This window comes from Xanthomonas melonis, assembly GCF_020783655.1.
GTDB lineage: Bacteria > Pseudomonadota > Gammaproteobacteria > Xanthomonadales > Xanthomonadaceae > Xanthomonas > Xanthomonas melonis.
This window is the reverse complement of the sequence record NZ_JAJGQH010000017.1, coordinates 82,600-99,537: the sequence shown is the minus strand read 5'-3', so window position 1 is coordinate 99,537 and position 16,938 is coordinate 82,600. Positions and strand designations below refer to the sequence as shown.

Genomic DNA, 16,938 nt, shown 5'->3' with positions numbered 1-16,938 from the left:
ACAGTGGCACGTACCGGCCACGCAGCGGTAGCGGCATGCCCCTACAAGCGCGTCACCTGGCACAGCCGGATCTGCCCGGCTTCCAGTCCGTGCACCTCCGCGGCACGACGGCGCAAGGCGTACACCAGCCCTGCCGCGTCCAGCTCGCCGCCGCGCACGTCCACACTGTGGGCCAGCTGCCCCCACAGCACCGGCCGACCGTCGCAATAGCCTTCGTAGTCGACGAAGTAATGCAGCTGGCGCGACTCAGGTTCCGACGTGGACATCGCCCTGGATCTCCGTGCAGCCCAGATGTTCCAGCGCGATCTCCAGCCCGAGCAGATAGCTCTGCGCGCAATAACCGCGCACCGTGGCCACCCGCTGGGTAAAACCGTCCGGCAGGCAACGTTCGGGCCGGTCCACACTGTCGTCGTGGGCCTCCACGAAGGGGTACGGCAGTGCGCCGAGAAGACGGTGCAGGCGCGGACTCTCCACGCAACTGCCCGGATCGATCAATGCGATCTCCATCCGCGCCTGCCCGGCCACGCGCAGGGCATCCAGCAGTTCCTGCTCCGACCCGCAGGCACGCAGGGCCACGGTCTTGCCCGCATCGCCGGCGCATTGCACCAGCTGGCGGATCACTGCCCGCGGCAACGGCTGCGGCCCACGCACCAGCGGCGACGATGCCTCCGGCCCACGTATGATCATGATCGACATGGCGGCGCCCTCAAGCCGCCACGCGCAGCGGCGCGTGCAACGACGGCAGGCAACGCGCCGCGATTCCCAGCGACATCGCATACGCGCGCGGCGCATCGTGCGGCGCGATCACCACCGCCAACGGCGCGTGCTGCGGATGCAGCCACGGCTCCAGCTCCTGCCCTGCATCGGCATGCAGTTCGATGTAAGGCGTGGGCAACGCATCCACCGCCGCGCGCAAGGCGCTGGCACAGCTGCGCTCGGACAACGGCAGATCGCCAGAGTCCAGCAGCACCAGCTCCACCTCGGTATCGCGGCCGGCTGCGTGCAGCCCGGCAATGAGGGTTGCGATATCGTCGCAGGCAACGGTTCGCAGTTTACGACCGGCGCATTCTGCCGTAACGGCCTGCTGCGGTGCAGCTTCTGCCTGGGGGCCCTGCAAAATCAAGATACACATCGTGATTGGCTCGACGCACTGAGATGCGGGAATGCCAAGATAGGGCTGGTGGGCATAAAGAGGCTATGCACGCACCAAGGCCCTGCTGTAAAACTTGCATAAGTGCCTTGAAGTTTACTAACAGATACGCCTGGAAGTCGCCTTGGTCTTGTGGCAACCTGAAGCGGTAACGTTGAGCGGCCCATCGGTACTACGCGGCAACCGTGGTGCCGAATTCAACCGTCTAGGTTGAAGAGTGGGGCGAGAAGTGCGCCACTCAGCTCTTCAGTAAATTCACAAGATAAGAAAACGCTTAGTACAACCCAATTAACCTTGAGACTCCAATGGTTCGAAAATTTACCTTCCTCGCCTTGATCCTGGCAACAAATTATGGTCTTGCCTCACCTTTTTCGGTTAACGGACAGAAAATAAAAAGTGTCTCCACTGGATGGGGAGGCGAAGCTGTTTATGTGATCACTGAAGGCGCGCTCCCCGCCGGAGCCGATTGCGGCGGAGGCAATCGCTTTCTCATTACGCCTAACACGCCGATGTATAAAGAAATACTGTCTATGCTGTTGACCTCTGTACAGAACAAAAATACGGTGGATTTATACGTTGACGGATGTAACAGCACATCAATGCAAATCAAGTCCATCACTATATCTGGGTGACGGACGGCGCTCGTCTCCGTCAGGCCGACCCAACGTGCTCGACCTATAAAGTTCGGTGCCGCAAAGAACTGGCGGGTAGCGGTTGATGGAAATCGCATAACGCAGCGAGCGTTAATTCATTCTCGCTGCAGTGTTACTCGATTTGATGCGACCGCTCGACGCTTCAAGCTTGAATATGAAACCGGCTCGATTATTACTAAATTCTATTTCAGGTAAATCTAACGCGAATAAGCGATGCCTGAGGAGCAAATTCAGCTGCTACGCCAAACCAAAGCCGTTGTGCAAACCACGAGAATGCGCCCCTGTATTGGACGTTAAAAATGATCGAATTTCGGATGTGTTGCCAGGCTCATGCTACAGATCTTTGACCTGGCAGCCACTTTGGCCCACTCAGCGTCGCGACAACCCGACCTTCGGTGAAGTTGCTTCTTGCGCACTATTCTTCCTCGATGATTCATGTGCCTGCAGACTTCCAACCAGGGCTAAATTCCGTTCAAGACGAGCTGGAACTTTCACTTAAAACGTAACGCACGGTCTCGCGATCTGGCCAAGCCGAGCAATCTCCAGTTCCCTGCACATGCACTGTAGTACCCTGTGTGTGTGCGCTTAGTAGCAGCGCATACATAGCTCTGCCCGAGTTGGTGGCTAGCGATATCGACCAGGCAGTTGATGAGCACGTTGGAGGAGCTGCGTGTTCCCCACTCAATGAAAAGAAGACCACATCACCTGTGTGGGGTAATAACTGGGTAACCTTCCCGCTTCCATTTCCCGCGTGAAGTGGAAAGCACACTAGAAATATTAATGACAGTACCGCCGCCCTTGCTGACATAAGAACTCCATATCTTTAAATTAATTGGATGCCAATATTATTTAAAACGCTAATGTAGCGAAAAATCGAAAGATAGTTTTGTAACTGCGACAGATGACTCCCTTGCGACCCATGCTTTACAAATTTTCTCGACTGCCCATCCTATCTTCAGCACACCATGTCTGCTTAGCCATCTCAAACATAAGTACGTCAAGTAAATTTTTGCAAATCTGAACAATTATCATTGCCACCTCAATGGCTAGACGCCACGCAGGCAGAGCTCTTCCTAGGGGACGGTTCTTTTGAGGATGGACCTAAATCGATCCACCCTCATTACTCATAGATCTGCGGGGGCCTGGCCCTGCTTAGGACATCCCAGACAATTCACCTACGGAGCCGTAGAACTTGACCTTCTCACGCTTGTCGGCCTTGCGAATGCATCGAACGATAGAATCTCACGCGAGTAGTTGACCCCATCTTGCCGTATTGATTCTGTCTTGAGGGGACGAAGCGCCGCCTCTGCAAAGCCGTCTCCCTGGTACTGGCGTGTTGCCCCTATAACCGGTATGTATGGAAGACTCGATCTTGCCAACTCATAAGTGAAATTCTCCACTCGCGAGATCGACTCCGGTCTTGCTCCAACCTCCTTTTTCAGCAGTTTTCGCTCATTGTAGCGATAGCTATTTCCAAAGGTATAACGCGCCCATTCTCCTGGCCCGGCGACTTCAGTCGACACAGAACCCGCACAGCTGTCGGCCAAGCAAACTGGCTCAATAAGAATATAGGTACTTATGTCTGTCAAAGGTTTCCCTTCGTCGGCAAGTCTACTGTAGGTATAGGGCCGAACAGCCCAGCTTCCGGGCGGCTCGTAGTTGGCAGACTTACCCCAAAGCCCAGCTACTTCCGAGGTATTTTGTACCCCGCTGTAACGGTATGTCCACTGAGTGTCAGCCATCCCCGGGCCACTGATTTTTTTTCGTGTCAAGCTGTTTGTCCAATAAAATCGAACATAATCAGAAGCAACTCCCAACTCGGGACCGTCGTTACTTGGGCTGGGGATGCACTGCTGCGGGACATTCGATCTCCCGCGCAGCAAAGGACGAACTTCAAACTCTCCTAGTGCACCCGAGGGATGTCTTACGTACACGGTTCGTCCCCGGAAGATAGTATCATCCCCCCCGCTAATCGAACCGGGATAGTTGCAACTTGATGGATCCATTTCACTGACGTTAAAGGCTTTGAGATAGCCGTTAAAATCGTATGACCAAGCACTTCCATCAGGCAACGTAACTCTCGACAGTGCTTGGCCATCCGAGGAATATGTGTACACCCAGGTCTTTCCATTCGCTGAAGCGGCTATGATCTTTCCGCTGTTATTGTAAGACAGTGTAATAAAGCGTCCATCACTACTTTCCATAGCATCTAGACGAACTGGCTGGTCATACGCGTTGCTATATCGATATGAAACCCAGTTGCCATTTTTATCTTCTACTTTCGACACATAGAGAGCGTAGCGTCTGCGATGCATCTCTTGTTCATAGACGTCTGAAAAACCGACACTGGGTGTACTTATGGAGTAAGCAAAAGACTTACGAATTGTAGGCTCGTGAAACTGCGCCATCCAATCAAACCAATATTTTGTGCCGTCAGGCGCTATTGCTAGAAACCCTTCACCACTTGCGTTTCGGATCGATGGTAAGCAGGAAAACCAAGTACGGGCATTGGTAACCCATCGGTAAGCGCCGCCATTTGTTGGAGCAGGCAGCCCAGACGTGGGCGCCAGCATCTCCCCTCCATTGGGCATCTCAGCCTGTAAACCATACCAATAATCCATCGGAGCGAACTCGCCAATCCAAGGCGGCACTCGCAGTCCGGAGCAGCGCTGATTGCTCCAGTTATGAAGCTGACCAGGGTTAAGAACTAATCCTTGAGGCCCAAGCATGGGTCCCATGAGCTTCTGCGCAAACACACCGCTAATATTAGGGATATCAAGCGCCCAATCGGCAAAAGGCTCATCATTGACAGGAAATTCTACGTTTGACCATGCAGCGGATACTACCGGGTCCTTTACAGATAACTTGCGGGCCACCAACATGGGTAAAGGCGAGTTACCCTCTATTGAGAGATCCACTTGACGAAACGAAAGCCTTCCAGTGTACAAATCAACAGCATCACCGAATTGACTATCGCCCCACCGAGCTGGCGAGGAAGACTTTTTAATGTGCTTTGAGTAGTCGTCCCATGGGGTCTGCTGCGCATAGGACGCCCAAGGATGAATAATAATTGCGCCAGCAAGAATAAATCGGACGGACTTCATACAACTCCCTATAACTTGACGAACTTAATCAGAATCAAAAGTGAAAATATAACCACAAAGCTAAATCGACCTAATTACAATCCGTGGACAGTTTTATCATCAACCAGCAGGGCCGGCATGTACAGTAATGCCGCGTACACGTAGTTCCGGCGGCGCCTCGCACTCGAGATGCTCTTCACTGAAACATGCCTGCGGAAGTGCACCCAGCTCCATCTCGAAAACCACCCTGGAGTTGTTGATAAAATTGGCATAACGTCGCCCGTCTTCGTTACCTGTAATCAAACGGCCACCTGGGTACGAAGTCTTCAACATAGCTAGGGTTGAACCGACACTGATTCCTCTTTCGTCGCTAATGCCTTTGGCAGTAGTTCGCAGCCTCTCTATCCCGCCTCCATCAAACCAGCATTCGATAACTAGGTCTTTGTGTAGCAAAACTTCGATGACTATGTATTCGTCCCCTTCCTGCATTACTGAGCGTTCGATAATGGGATGTCCCGTCGCAACAAGTTGCTCTCTGGTCATACTCACACGTAGATCCGCAATGGAGCCATGAATGGTGTCAAGACCCAATACCGCTGGTCCTACACCTTTCTGAGATGAGTGCACCTCGTCTGCCGGCACGCCAAAGGGAGAGGGACTGCGTGCCAAGAGCATCAGGAACCAAGCGGTATAGACAACGATTTTCATTTTTGGGGTTTCCAGTCGGTGAATCGTCCCTGCGTACCGTCCTGCCTAAGGTCTACATGTACGCCGCGGCCATCGGTGTACTGATTGACACGATTGAACTCGCCAGAACTGTGAGCTGCATCGGCGGTCTGCTTAGGTGTGTTCCCACTAATTCGAATATCCGCAGCGTTGTCCTGCAGATGCTGACTACGGCTCGCACCGCCCACCGCCCGGTTTTGCTCCACGGTTCTTTGACCGCTGGTCACTTCAATATTCTGTCCAGACTTGTCGCTGAAATTAAGCAATCGGGTTGTCACGGCTGTCCCCGGATTGGCCGGCGTGCCACCTAGAGACCGCTGGGGTAGTAACGTCAACGTGCCACGAGATTCTGTTCGTGTGCCGTGAGCGATTCCGTAATTCGAAACATTTGTTCTCGCGACATTCACCGCCCCGCTATCAGTAGCCGTACGTGTTGTGATCTGATAGAAAACCAGCGGCCGATCAGGTACTGCTTGCCTACCGTCTGGATCAGTGAACGTATAAGGATTATTGTTTGAATACCTGTACCGATGGAATTGGCTAACTGAATTCTCGTATGCCGTCACCGGATCAATGCTGAGGAATATTCCAATTTTGGGGTCGTAGTATCGCTGCTGCATGTAAGTAAGTGTGGTAGCAGCATCCATAACATGTCCTGCATAGCCGACACCATCTACGGATGCGCTAAGACTTGTCCCATATGGCTCGTACTCACGACGCTCAGTCGTATTACGATTTGCATCCGTTATCGCGGAGACTGAGCCCAAGCCGTCCGTATGCACGTAACGAACGACCTGCGCCGAGGCAGCTGAGGAAGACGCGACCAAGAAAAATCCCAGTATCAGCGCAAACAGCCGCCGAAACGGAAATTCTGTTTCTTCAATCATTATCGTTGTCCATTAGAAAAACAGCAGATCAGACCCTGATCTCTTCGTGTGGTAAGGGCATAAGCAAAAACTTGAACGCCATCGGTGTTAAATCTTTAGAATTCAATGACGTACTTAAGAAAGATCTCAAAAATACCGCAGCCTACTGCTGGCAATCCTTCCACTTTATCGACTAGCGCTATTAGTAACATTGGCACCAACGCCTTGCTCCCCGGGCTGGACCCATCTGAAGAACTTGTTGGTGCACTTTGAGGCTTCTGTGCAACGGATCCAAACCATACTACCGTATTGCTCCTGCTCTTACGCCCGGATTCGAGTTCCCGCCACATCTCAAACCAACTCATTGCCAAAATTGCATGGAGCTGCAGGATAAATATGATATTTTTATTAAGTAGTAGTCCAAGCGGAAAGGCTCTGCATTAACGCCTCTTGTTGACATAAATAGCCTTCAATTTGATTGCACCATTCACGCATCCGTCTACATACATATCAACGGGAAAATCATTCTGCATGGCAATCATCAGCAAGGACGTCATCTCTTTATTCATTCCGCCACCTGCCTCGATGAGAAAGTTGTTGTTTGCCCCGCACGCTGATCCAGCTTGCGGGGCACCAGAAGTCTCAATGTACAGGCCTTCAGCGCCCCAGCCGGTACTCATACGAGTGATGAGTTGTCCTGTTATGACGTAGGGTGCGGCGCTTGCTTCGTTGCCCAGGAGCGACAATCCTACGCAGCTCAGCAAGAGCGCAGTCCTGATTCCCTTGTTTAGTTTACGCATACTAGCTCCGACGGCCATATTGAATATTTGAATTACCATGTAAAATCAGTTGAGTAAAAGCTGATAAAGCAGCGGCACGATATTCATTGCGGACCGCTTGACGTGGGAAACCCCAAAGACCTCGCTACAAACACCGTTCTGCGTACAGCCAAGCACGCGATATGAGTAGGTTCCCGAAGGACGGGATAAGGATGTCCAACCCGTTTGATCGCCCTCGTAGACCGATGTCCATGTTAGGCGGTCGATACTCTCTTCAACTATGTAACGCACGGCTCCGGGATTTGCCCCCCACGTCAAAGTGTCCTTCATGGCAGGCAAGTAGCCGAGCGGCCATTCCACTTCAGCGATATTGCTACCACCAAGCACCACGTACTCGATGGTTTTTGAGCTGCGCTGGTTCTTTTGAAAGCGTAGAACACCACCTTGGTCGTACATGGAGGCGACGCCCCCCCCTGACTGGGTTGCCAGCGTCCGTCTGCCGTTACCATCGTACCGATACGTTTCCTTGTTGGTTGCAGAACGTAGTCGGTTACCGAAGTCGAATGCGTATGTCTGACCATTCTTGTTGACAAGGTTTCCCTGCAGATCGTATGCAAGGCCAATGACGGTGCCCCCACTGCAGCTGCCCCCGGTCTTGATATTCGTCAAATGCCAGTACGGGTCGTAGCAATACCAATGATCGCGTCCCGAGACAGCCACCTTCGTCAAATTATCCAGCGCATCGTATGCATAGACTGCATTACCGAACATCGGAGAAGATGCCGACTTCAAACGGTCCAGCCCGTCGTACTCCATGCTGCGATTTCCACGCCCATTACGCCATGAAGCATTGTCGGCGATTGCCTTTACGTTGCCATTCTTGTCGTAGGTGTAGCTATCACTCAGAACTGCGATCCCACTATGGGTGTCCTGGCTTGTGGCGGGAAGTTGGCGACGATTCTGGGTCATCGTGTGCAAAATGCCGTTGCCGTATGTGAACTGGCGAATTGCGCCATTGGGGTAGTAGCTGACCGTACTGGCATAAGCTCCAGCGCGAGTCGGCTGGCCTAGAGCGTTGGGCGCGTAGTCAATTGTCTGGCCTGTCGGGTAGCGATGCGCCGCCAGACTTGCGTTTGCATCGTAGATCGAACTCATTGCCCAAGTTTCGCCGTCCGCCTGGCCCTGGCTTTCTCCGGTAAGAAGACGTCGCTTGTTGTAGGCATAGCTGTTGTAGGTCGCGACACCATTATTCTGGGTCGTGATCTGTTTGGTCAGGCCATCCGGCCAGTAGCTGAAGCGCTGGTTGCCGTTGCTATCTGGAAAACTCATGGACACGACGCGGTTCCGTGCGTCGTAACCGCGATCGACTCTGCGAGCAGCTATGGTCGCGGATGTGCCGCTCGCATCGCAGCCGATATCCATCGGCAAGCCTGCGGCTGACCATCTGATATTGCCCGCGCCATCGTATCCAGTCAGCGTGGCGCCTGTTTCTGGCTCAACTGTGCGGCACAGTTCCTGATTGCTGTTGTACGCGTATGTCCGGGTAAGTACCTGACTCCAATCATTGCTGTGCCGTGTGATTGCAGTGGGCTTGCCGAAGACGTCGCGCGAGATCTCGGTGACGGCGCCTTCTGGATGTTGGATCAAGACGGGCTTGTCGTACGCCGGTTGATCGAAGACTTGATAGCCAGTCACAGTGGCTTGCTCGTTGGGACTTCTCACCCGTGTCTTATTACCTGGCAAATACTCGGTAAACGTCAATAGTGCCTTCGTATCCAGCTCCGTGTCTTGGCCAACAGATATCGTCCGGCCTAGAGCGTCATACTCCGTCCAGGTTCCTGTCGTCAGCGCATCGCTACTGCCAGGATAGGAAGCAAAGGTCACACGACCTTCGTGGTCGTATGTGAATCTCTGGAACCGTTGTGTAGCGGCTTCGTTGGCCGCATCAAACTCACGCGTGAGTAGGGGACGCCAAAGCGCATCGAAATATGTGAGCTTGCGATAGTTTCCGGTCGCGATTGTCTGCCGCCAGTGTCCGGCCCCTATACCGTACTCCGGCACCATTACAAGTTCGAATGCCTGTGCAGTGGAATTCCAGGCAGTGCTATCGCCTTGCGGATATGAAATGCTCGAAATCCTTCCCATCGCATCGTAACCATACGATGTGGAGTATCCGTTCTCGTCGGTGACGGAAGTGAGCCATCCATTGTCATTGACGATTGCTGATTCACTACTGCCGTCAGCGTGACGAATCGACTGTGGAATGCCGCGCATCCAGCCAGACAGTACGGTCGTATTGCCGTTTCCATCGGTAACGGTCGCGATCGTGCCGTCCCCGTTATAGGTCAATGTCTGCTGTAGTTTTCCGAAGTTTCGCGTGGCCACCGGCTGGGCATTCGCACCGTAGGCCACTTCCGATGTGGTGATGCCATCGACAACTACCCGCGATGTTTGGCCGAGTACCCATTTGGAGGTGTCATCATAGTAGGATAATGTCTCCGTCTTGGTGTAGTTCTGCGCCTGCGCTGTTGATAGGCACAGCAGTGAAGCCAAGGATGATGAAAGCTTCAGTAGTTCTTGATGTTTCTTACTCATCTTTTCCTCGTGGATTCACTTTCACTTTTCTCAGCTCGACTTTCATTTTCCGCTGGTCCGGGAGCCGACAGGTGTGGTGAAATCGATCACCTTCCTTAGCGCACTCGGATAACCAAGCGATCCGCAACCCTTGTTCTTCAATAGAACATCTGCACGATGCTCCGCCGTACTGTGCATCGAGGACGCCTTCATAAATCATGCGTCTTCAAGATACAAAAATTTACCCCTGCAAGACTGATCACCGTCATCAACGATGAACGTTATTTTCTTTCCGGAAGTCATCGCCGCGATTAAGGTTGCGTAGATTGCTTTGTTATTTTCAACATTTTGGCTGGACCAGTAGATCGGTTTACCAGCCGGGCATGTTGTATTACCTTCGCTCAGGATGAATGGAATTTGGGTTGGCATATAGGTCGCTTCGACCCGGACTACTCGTCCGGTAAATGACTGCAATGCATACGCCGGGCCCGACATCGCAAGCAAACTCAAAATTACGATCAATCCTGCAAGAACTCTCATATTCCCTCGCGATTTGGTGCGCCGCATCTACATGCATGGCGACCGGTGGCTTGGCATGAGTGCGCCAAATGTTTAGTGAAATCGACCTGAAACAGCAAAGCTACGAGCGAGCTGCATTCTATGATGGCTTGCTTCGAAGGGCTGGCAGAAATTCGCTCTCCATCGGGACTGTCCAAACATCCGCATCGAAAGAGCGAACACTTGCAGTCCAGCAGATAACCTCACCAACTGCAGGGGGTTACCCGCTATCGGAGCAACTGTTATTTTGCCAACCGCATCGCCAATATCTTTGTGCGGACGCCAAATCCGCAGACGCCCGGCTCCACGATCAACTTGACATCGAGTTCGCGGGTGTATGCGGTCAATGCGATCGCAAGCAATTCCTGGTAGGACGGATGGTTCTTATCGATAACGTAATTGTTTGCGCCACCGGTGCAGCCCGCTACGGGCGCGGAGTGTGCGAAGGAAAGCCCCTCTCCATACCAACCGTTTTCTACGAAAGAGAGTTTGCCGTTGGCGGTCACTTCCACGGCGTGGGCGCCGCCACTGAGCAATAGCGCTATTACCAACAGGTACCGCAAACCCCAGCGTCCTCGATGAGACACTTGCCTTCCCCTGAGTTGATTTACGGCCACGGCAGCCCCCTTGAATCCCCCCGGGAGATACTTGTGTGATGGCGAATACATCTTCCAACCAGCATGAACAGCCGGGTCAGCTTTGTCAATCCGTGGCAAGAAGTCGGCCGCCGCCTACTTCTCCCGCCGCCAATTGATCGAGCCCTTGGTCTCCACCGTGCTGGATTCGGCTTCGATGTCGAAGCCGCGGCTGAGCAGGTATTTGAGGGTGAGCACCGAGCCGCTGCCGATCATCGAGACGCCGTAGCCGACGTAGAGTTTGGGCGAGAGATACTTGCCGAAGCCCACCACCGAGCCCAGGGTGCTGGATTGGCTGACGCCGGCGTCGTCCAGGCCGAGCTTGGCGCCGATCTGCGAGGCGATCAGGCTGCTGCCGGCCGACAGGGCAGCCGAGGCGGCACTGACCTGCTGGGTCTCGTCGCTGCTGGCGGTGGACAGGCCGCGGCCGAGTACCAGGTACGACAGCGCCTCCGATTGCGACATTGCCGGCTCGGACCACACATCGGCACGTGGCGATTCGGCGCGGCCGCTGACGTCGATGCCGGCGGTGACGTCGCCCACCTTGCGTTCGGCACGCAGGCTCACGCGTGGATCGGAGACGATGTTGTTGTTCCAGGTCAGCTGGCCGCGGCTGATGGTCAGGTCCTGGCCATAGGCCTTGTAGCGGCCGCGCACATCCAGCCCGCCGTTGGCGGTCATCTCGCGGCCGGGGCGGGCGCGGATCTGCATCTGCCCGCTCAGCCCGCCCTTGAGGCCGAAGCCGCTCATGTTGACCTTGTCGCCGAGCACGATGGCCAGGTCCATGTCCAGCGGCGAGGCCGGGGTTTCTTCCGGATCCACCGGGTCCAGTACCACCACGTCTTCGGACACCGAAGTGCCACGGTCCAGGCGTTCCAGGTCGATATCCGCTTCGGGCACGGTGACCTTGCCGCGTAGCTGCATGGTGTTGTCGGCGATGCCGAACTGCATGTCCGGGTTGGCGATGATGCGCAGTTCGCTGGTGTTGTAGGCCAGCACGTTCTCGCCGCGGATATTGAGCAGCAGCGGCGTGCTGCTGCCGAACCACGACAGCCCGCCGTCGATGGTGAGCGTGCCGGGACCGGACTTGGCCGAGGCGGTGATCTTGGCCGAGCCATCCGGCAACGCGTCGAAGCGGCCCTTGCCCTCGCTCAGGGTCAGGCCCATCGACGGGTACTCGGCGGTGAAATCGCTCAAGGTGGCATCGCCGCCCAGCAGCGGTTTGTCGCGGGTACCGCGCAGGCTCACATGGCCTTCGACCAGGCCCTTGGGCCGCACGACGTCGGCCACCACCAGCTCCAGCCAATACAGCCGCGACATGTTGAGATACAGCTCGCCGTTGAGCGGCGCGTACGCATCCCAGCCGGTGTTGAACTTGGCATCGACGAAACCGGCGCCCTGGAAGCCGATGCCCAGCTTGGCCTGGATCTGCTGCTGGGTGAAATCGGCCTGCATGCTGAACTGGTCGTAGCGCAGCAACTCGCCACGATTGGGGTTGCCGGCCACCGCGGCGTAACGGGTTTCGCCGAGGCGGATGCCGCCCTCCGGCGAGGCGACCCGGAAGCTGCCCTCCCAGGCATTGCCGCGTGGCTTGAAGCTGCCATCGACGGTGAGCTCGCCACGGAGATAGATCTGCCGGCCTTCCTGCTTGGGCAGCCACGGCTGCACCAGCGACAGCGGCAAGGCATCGCCATGCACCACCATGCCGTCGCGCGGCCAGTTGGCGCTGGCGCACAGCGCACCGCCGGTGGCGGCGCCCAGGCAGGTATCGGACAGGGTGAAGGCGGCGCCGTCGGTACTGAACTGCGCCGGCTGCCGCAGCGCCCAGGCATCGCCTTTGACCGGCGCGATGCGCAGCGTGGCCAGCTGGCCCTGCCAGCGCGCGCCGTTGCGACGCACATCGCCCTGCAGGGCGAGGCTGGCCATGGCATTGGCGATGTCGGCCTCCAGGCGCAGCGCCTCCACCGCACCGCGTGCCTGCACGCGCACGCTGTCCAGCACCACGCCGGCTTCGATGGCGGTGCCTTGCAATGCGAGTTGCCCATCGCTGCCGCGCCACGGCAGCCGGCCACGCAGGCTGATGCTCTGCGCGCTGTAGCTGTTCCAGCGCAGGCCGTTGCCGGCGATATCGGCGGTGATGTCCGGCGCATTGCGCTTACCGCCGATCTGCAACTGTCCACGCACCACGCCGGTGGCGCCGGGCAGCACATCGTCCAGCTGCAGCGGCTGCAGTTGCGCGGCGATATCCAATTGATCGCCGACCTTGCCCTTGGCGGTGATGCGGCTGGCGCCCAGCGCCAGTTGCAGCTCGCCCTCGCCCTGTTCGCCGCGCAGCGCGAACTTGCCGTCGGCCGATAGCGCGCGCTGGCGCAGCTGCCCACGCAGACTGGACACCTGTGCGGTGGCTTCCAGGCCCGGCGATACCCCGCCCGCGGGGGCCGGCAGCTGGCGGCCCTTGGAGGCGATCGTGCCGGACAGGTTGCCGTTCCAGCCCGGCGCGAAATAGCCCGGATCGAACTTGGACAGTTGCGCGGCGAGGTCCCAGTGCAGCTCCGGCGTCCAGCCCACCTCGCCGGTCAGATCCAGCGCGCCACCCGGGGTGGCGGCCTGCACCTGCTTGAGCTGGGCGCGCTGGTCGTTGCCGCGCGTGTCGAACACCAGCTTGGCCTGCTGCCCGTCGCGCTCCACGGTGGCGCGGCCGATCGCCGCCCATGCCTTCAGGGTACCGGCCACGCCCAGGCGCGCTTCGCTCAGCTCCACCGGGACCACCGGCGCATCGGGTGTGGCGGGGTCCGGGGCCGGGGTGAAGCGCAGGCCGCCGGCATTGACCGCGAACCGGAAGCTCGGATTCTGGGGATCGCGGAAATCGGCGGAGCCGCGCAATTGCGTGCGGCCTTCGAAGGTCTCGATCACCAACGGTTCGACCGTGAGGACCTGGTCGGCCAGGCGGAGATGCGAAGGCTGCAGGGTAGCGCTCAGTTCCCCTTGGCGGATGCTGCCCTGCAGATCGGCGTTGCCGCCCTTGCCGGAGGCCTGCAGGCTCAGTGCGATCGGCGTGGCGGGGGGAGCGGTCTGCCCCTCGGCGGCGGGAATCAACAGCGCCGTGTCCAACGCCTCGGTCACCGCCTTGAACGCCCAGCTGGGGTCGTCGCGGCCGGTGAATACCAGGCTGGCCTGCAACGGTGCCGGCGCGCGGCCGGCAATGGCCACTTCCATCTTGGCCAGATCCCCGCGCGCCACCAGCCCCAGGCTGGCCGGGGTGCGCCCGCGTGGAGCCGGCAGCACGGCGGTGGCGGTGAGATCGGCGCGGTAGTCGTCGTTGGGCACGTAATCGCCGTGCAGGCGGAAATCGCCCTTGTCGGTATCGATCACCAGCGCGCGCGTACGCAGTTCGCCGGTGGCCACTTCCAGCCCGCCCTGCACCCTGTGCAGGACGACCATCGGTTGCTGCAGCTGGGTGATGCGCAGGTTCTGCACATCGATCCTGTCGGCCTGGATCGCCAGTGGCACGGTGATCTGCGGCAGCGATTCGGGCCAGCTGGGGAGCTTGAACGGTTCGTCGCTCTTGCCCAGATTCAATGAGGCGTTGCTGACCTGCACCGCATCCAACTGCAGCTTGCGCCCCAGCAGCGGGCGCAGGTCCGGCTCCAGATACACGCGCTCGGCGGTGAAGTGGATGTCCTGATACTTGAAGTCGACATTGCGCAAGGTCAGCGGGCCGGCCACCGGGCCTTCGACGCTGGCATAGGTGAAGCTGGCGCCCACCGGCAACCGCGCCACCACTTGCGCCAGCAATACATCGCGCCCGGCCACGGTCTGCAGCAGCCAATAGAGCGCGATCAGGGCCAGCAGCACCAACCCCAGCACGGTCAGCCCCGAGCCCACCCAGAAGCGGCGCCGGCGATAGAAACGCGCGCGGCGCGGTGCGGCGGGCGGAGTGGGTGTGCTCACAGGTTGGCCCCGATATCGATATAGAGCTGGAACTGCGAGTCGGGATCGTTCAGGCCATGCGCGATATCCACTCGCACCGGGCCGACCGGCGAGCGCCAGCGCAGGCCGAAGCCGATGCCCGTGTGCCAGTCAGGCCGGTCGTCGAAGGCGCTGCCGCCATCGACGAACACTGCCCCGCCCCATGGGCCACCCTTGAGGTAATGCTCGTATTCGGCGCTGGCGGTCACCACGTTCTTGGCACCGAGCGCGAATTCGTCCGGCCTGGGCGTGCGCGGGCCGACTTCGCGAAAGGCATAGCCGCGAATGCTGTTGGCGCCGCCGGCGAAGAAGCGCAGGCTCGGCGGCATCGCGACCAAGTCGCTGGTCCAGGTGGTGCCGCCTTCGCCGCGCAGGATCAGCCGGCCGTTGTCGCCGGCGCCCAGGAACCAGCGCAACTGCCCGTACAGCTGGCCGAAATTGGTGTCCGAACCGGCCCCCTCGGCGCCGCCGCGGATGAACATCTGCCCCGACACGCCGCTGCGCGGGAACAGGCGGTCGTCGACATTGACGTAGTTGGCCTGCAGCTGCGGATAGATCAGCGTGGAGGTCTCGTACACCGCGCCTTCGAAGTCGTCGCCGCTGCTGAAACGCCACCGCTCGCGCAAGGCGTTGATCGAGGCAATGGCGCTCCAGCGCTCGTTGATCTGGCCACTGCGGCTGCCGGTAAGCTTGATGTTGCGCAGGTCGATGTATTCGGTCTGCTCGTCGTACAGCCGCACCGAGGCGGTGTACCAGCCGTCCAGCCAACGGAAGGCGGGCACCCGATAGCTGGAGGTCAGGCTCTTGCGGTTCTGCGCATAGTCCAGCTGCGTGTCCATCTTGTGGCCGCGCGAATTCACATAGCGCCGCTCCACCCCGCCGCGCACGCCGGCCCCGCTCTCGCTGCCGTAGCTCAGGCCGGAGGTGTAGATGGTGCGCTTGGCGCGGGTGAGCTTGACGTCCACCGGCACGCGGCCATCGGCATCGGCTTCCTCGGGCTTGGGCTGGATATCGATGGTGCTGAAGTAATCCAGCTTGGTCAGCGACTCGCGCAGCCGATCCAGTTTGCCTTCGTGGTAGTAGCTGCCTTCTTCCCAGTACACCAACGGCTCGAACAGTCCCGGGCGGAAGTAGTCGTAGTCGAAGCGCACCTTGCCCATGTCGTAGCGCCGGCCGCTGTCCCAGTTGAGATCGATGTCGGCGGCCTGCTCGGCGCGCGTCACCGCGACCCGGCGGCGGGTGAGGTCGGCGTCAAAATAGCCGCGCTCGGCCAGGCGACGGGTGATGCGCACCTTGCTGGATTCGTACTGCGGGTGGCTGAACACCTGGCCCGGGCGCGGCTCGAACTGCTTCAGGTCCTGGCCCAGGTAGCGGTCCTGTTCGGCCCAACCGGTGATGGAGATGTGCGAGGTGCGCACCCGCACCGGTTCGCCGCGCTCCACCGTGATCACCACCGTCACCCGGTCGCCGTTGCGCGGGGCCGCCAGATCGATGGTGGGCGAGTAGTAGCCGAACGGCTCCAGCGCCTCGCGCGTCTGCCGCTCGGCCTGCGCCAGCAGGTATTCCAGCCGCGACTCGCCCTGCTCCTTGCCGACGGCCTCATACAGGGACAACGAGACCTCGATGTTCTCGATCATCTCGGCATCGTCGCCTTCGTCCAGACCCTTGATCTCGATCTTGTCGATGGTTGCGCGTGCGAAGGCGGGGCCCGCCAGGACGCACAAGAGCAGCAGGACGGGGCGGACCCGGAAGATGAATCGCATCGGCGCAGGATACCGGCAGGACCGCTCGGGTCTGTTAATGGGACGTCTAGAAGGCGAGAGTGCCATGTCGCTTGTCACGCGCGCATGCACGCGGCTATCCGACATCCAGCGAGCGAAGAGGACGCGACGAAGCGCTATCACCGCGCGCGCGGGACTGACCGGCTGCGGACCCCGCCTCGGGG

The 16,938-nt window shown here is 58.2% G+C and carries 13 protein-coding genes; 1 reads left to right on the top strand and 12 read right to left on the bottom strand.

Translation table 11 applies throughout. The features are described 5' to 3' along the window. Window positions 1–41: 41 nt before the first annotated feature. The 3 genes from LL964_RS16980 to LL964_RS16970 are packed head-to-tail and all read right to left on the bottom strand — an operon-like array spanning window position 42 to window position 1,132. Window positions 42–266, bottom strand: coding sequence for a hypothetical protein (locus LL964_RS16980; RefSeq protein ID WP_167395406.1), 225 nt, complete (start codon window positions 264–266; stop codon window positions 42–44). Then, window positions 247–696 (bottom strand): 3-dehydroquinate dehydratase, encoded by a 450-nt coding sequence (locus LL964_RS16975; RefSeq protein ID WP_167395407.1) that lies wholly within the window; start codon window positions 694–696, stop codon window positions 247–249. Before LL964_RS16975 ends, LL964_RS16980 begins: the two co-directional genes overlap by 20 nt. A gap of 10 nt (window positions 697–706) precedes the next feature. Continuing rightward, window positions 707–1,132 carry a hypothetical protein gene (locus tag LL964_RS16970; protein WP_104588390.1) on the bottom strand — a complete coding sequence of 142 codons (426 nt, stop codon included), beginning with the start codon at window positions 1,130–1,132 and terminating at the stop codon, window positions 707–709. 323 nt (window positions 1,133–1,455) lie between these two features. Between LL964_RS16970 and LL964_RS16965 the strand changes: the two genes are divergently transcribed. Next, window positions 1,456–1,782 (top strand): hypothetical protein, encoded by a 327-nt coding sequence (locus LL964_RS16965; RefSeq protein WP_146092414.1) that lies wholly within the window; start codon window positions 1,456–1,458, stop codon window positions 1,780–1,782. Between the two features lie 1,196 nt (window positions 1,783–2,978). On the opposite strand, the gene LL964_RS16960 is transcribed toward LL964_RS16965, so the two are convergent. The 9 genes from LL964_RS16960 to LL964_RS16920 all read right to left on the bottom strand — a co-directional run bounded on the left by LL964_RS16960 (window position 2,979) and on the right by LL964_RS16920 (window position 16,756). Then, window positions 2,979–4,907 carry a hypothetical protein gene (locus LL964_RS16960; protein WP_146092415.1) on the bottom strand — a complete coding sequence of 643 codons (1,929 nt, stop codon included), beginning with the start codon at window positions 4,905–4,907 and terminating at the stop codon, window positions 2,979–2,981. A gap of 99 nt (window positions 4,908–5,006) precedes the next feature. Then, window positions 5,007–5,594, bottom strand: a complete 588-nt coding sequence (locus LL964_RS16955) for a hypothetical protein (RefSeq protein WP_146092416.1) — start codon at window positions 5,592–5,594, stop codon at window positions 5,007–5,009. Further along, on the bottom strand, window positions 5,591–6,499 hold the full coding sequence (locus tag LL964_RS16950; protein WP_104588391.1) for an RHS repeat-associated core domain-containing protein: 909 nt from the start codon (window positions 6,497–6,499) through the stop codon (window positions 5,591–5,593). Before LL964_RS16950 ends, LL964_RS16955 begins: the two co-directional genes overlap by 4 nt. A gap of 419 nt (window positions 6,500–6,918) precedes the next feature. Continuing rightward, window positions 6,919–7,317: a hypothetical protein gene (locus tag LL964_RS16945; protein WP_146092417.1), complete on the bottom strand. Its 399-nt coding sequence runs from the start codon at window positions 7,315–7,317 to the stop codon at window positions 6,919–6,921. 6 nt (window positions 7,318–7,323) lie between these two features. Then, window positions 7,324–9,852: an RHS repeat domain-containing protein gene (locus LL964_RS16940; RefSeq protein WP_104588392.1), complete on the bottom strand. Its 2,529-nt coding sequence runs from the start codon at window positions 9,850–9,852 to the stop codon at window positions 7,324–7,326. Between the two features lie 195 nt (window positions 9,853–10,047). Next, on the bottom strand, window positions 10,048–10,371 hold the full coding sequence (locus LL964_RS16935) for a hypothetical protein (RefSeq protein WP_104588393.1): 324 nt from the start codon (window positions 10,369–10,371) through the stop codon (window positions 10,048–10,050). A gap of 260 nt (window positions 10,372–10,631) precedes the next feature. Further along, entirely contained in the window at window positions 10,632–10,901 is a 270-nt protein-coding gene (locus tag LL964_RS16930; protein WP_146092418.1) for a hypothetical protein, read from the bottom strand. Between the two features lie 219 nt (window positions 10,902–11,120). After that, the gene (locus tag LL964_RS16925) at window positions 11,121–14,975 is read right to left on the bottom strand and encodes a translocation/assembly module TamB domain-containing protein (protein ID WP_104588395.1); all 3,855 of its coding nucleotides are present in this window, start codon (window positions 14,973–14,975) and stop codon (window positions 11,121–11,123) included. Further along, complete coding sequence (locus tag LL964_RS16920; protein ID WP_104588396.1) at window positions 14,972–16,756, bottom strand: autotransporter assembly complex protein TamA; 1,785 nt, start codon at window positions 16,754–16,756, stop codon at window positions 14,972–14,974. Before LL964_RS16920 ends, LL964_RS16925 begins: the two co-directional genes overlap by 4 nt. Window positions 16,757–16,938 lie beyond the last annotated feature (182 nt).

Excerpts from the sequence above, each read along its gene's own strand:
- LL964_RS16980 (WP_167395406.1), bottom strand. The coding sequence starts at position 266 with ATGTCCACGTCGGAACCTGAGTCGCGCCAGCTGCATTACTTCGTCGAC.
- LL964_RS16975 (WP_167395407.1), bottom strand. The coding sequence starts at position 696 with ATGTCGATCATGATCATACGTGGGCCGGAGGCATCGTCGCCGCTGGTG.
- LL964_RS16970 (WP_104588390.1), bottom strand. The coding sequence starts at position 1,132 with ATGTGTATCTTGATTTTGCAGGGCCCCCAGGCAGAAGCTGCACCGCAG.
- LL964_RS16965 (WP_146092414.1), top strand. The coding sequence starts at position 1,456 with ATGGTTCGAAAATTTACCTTCCTCGCCTTGATCCTGGCAACAAATTAT.
- LL964_RS16960 (WP_146092415.1), bottom strand. The coding sequence starts at position 4,907 with ATGAAGTCCGTCCGATTTATTCTTGCTGGCGCAATTATTATTCATCCT.
- LL964_RS16955 (WP_146092416.1), bottom strand. The coding sequence starts at position 5,594 with ATGAAAATCGTTGTCTATACCGCTTGGTTCCTGATGCTCTTGGCACGC.
- LL964_RS16950 (WP_104588391.1), bottom strand. The coding sequence starts at position 6,499 with ATGATTGAAGAAACAGAATTTCCGTTTCGGCGGCTGTTTGCGCTGATA.
- LL964_RS16945 (WP_146092417.1), bottom strand. The coding sequence starts at position 7,317 with ATGGTAATTCAAATATTCAATATGGCCGTCGGAGCTAGTATGCGTAAA.
- LL964_RS16940 (WP_104588392.1), bottom strand. The coding sequence starts at position 9,852 with ATGAGTAAGAAACATCAAGAACTACTGAAGCTTTCATCATCCTTGGCT.
- LL964_RS16935 (WP_104588393.1), bottom strand. The coding sequence starts at position 10,371 with ATGAGAGTTCTTGCAGGATTGATCGTAATTTTGAGTTTGCTTGCGATG.
- LL964_RS16920 (WP_104588396.1), bottom strand. The coding sequence starts at position 16,756 with ATGCGATTCATCTTCCGGGTCCGCCCCGTCCTGCTGCTCTTGTGCGTC.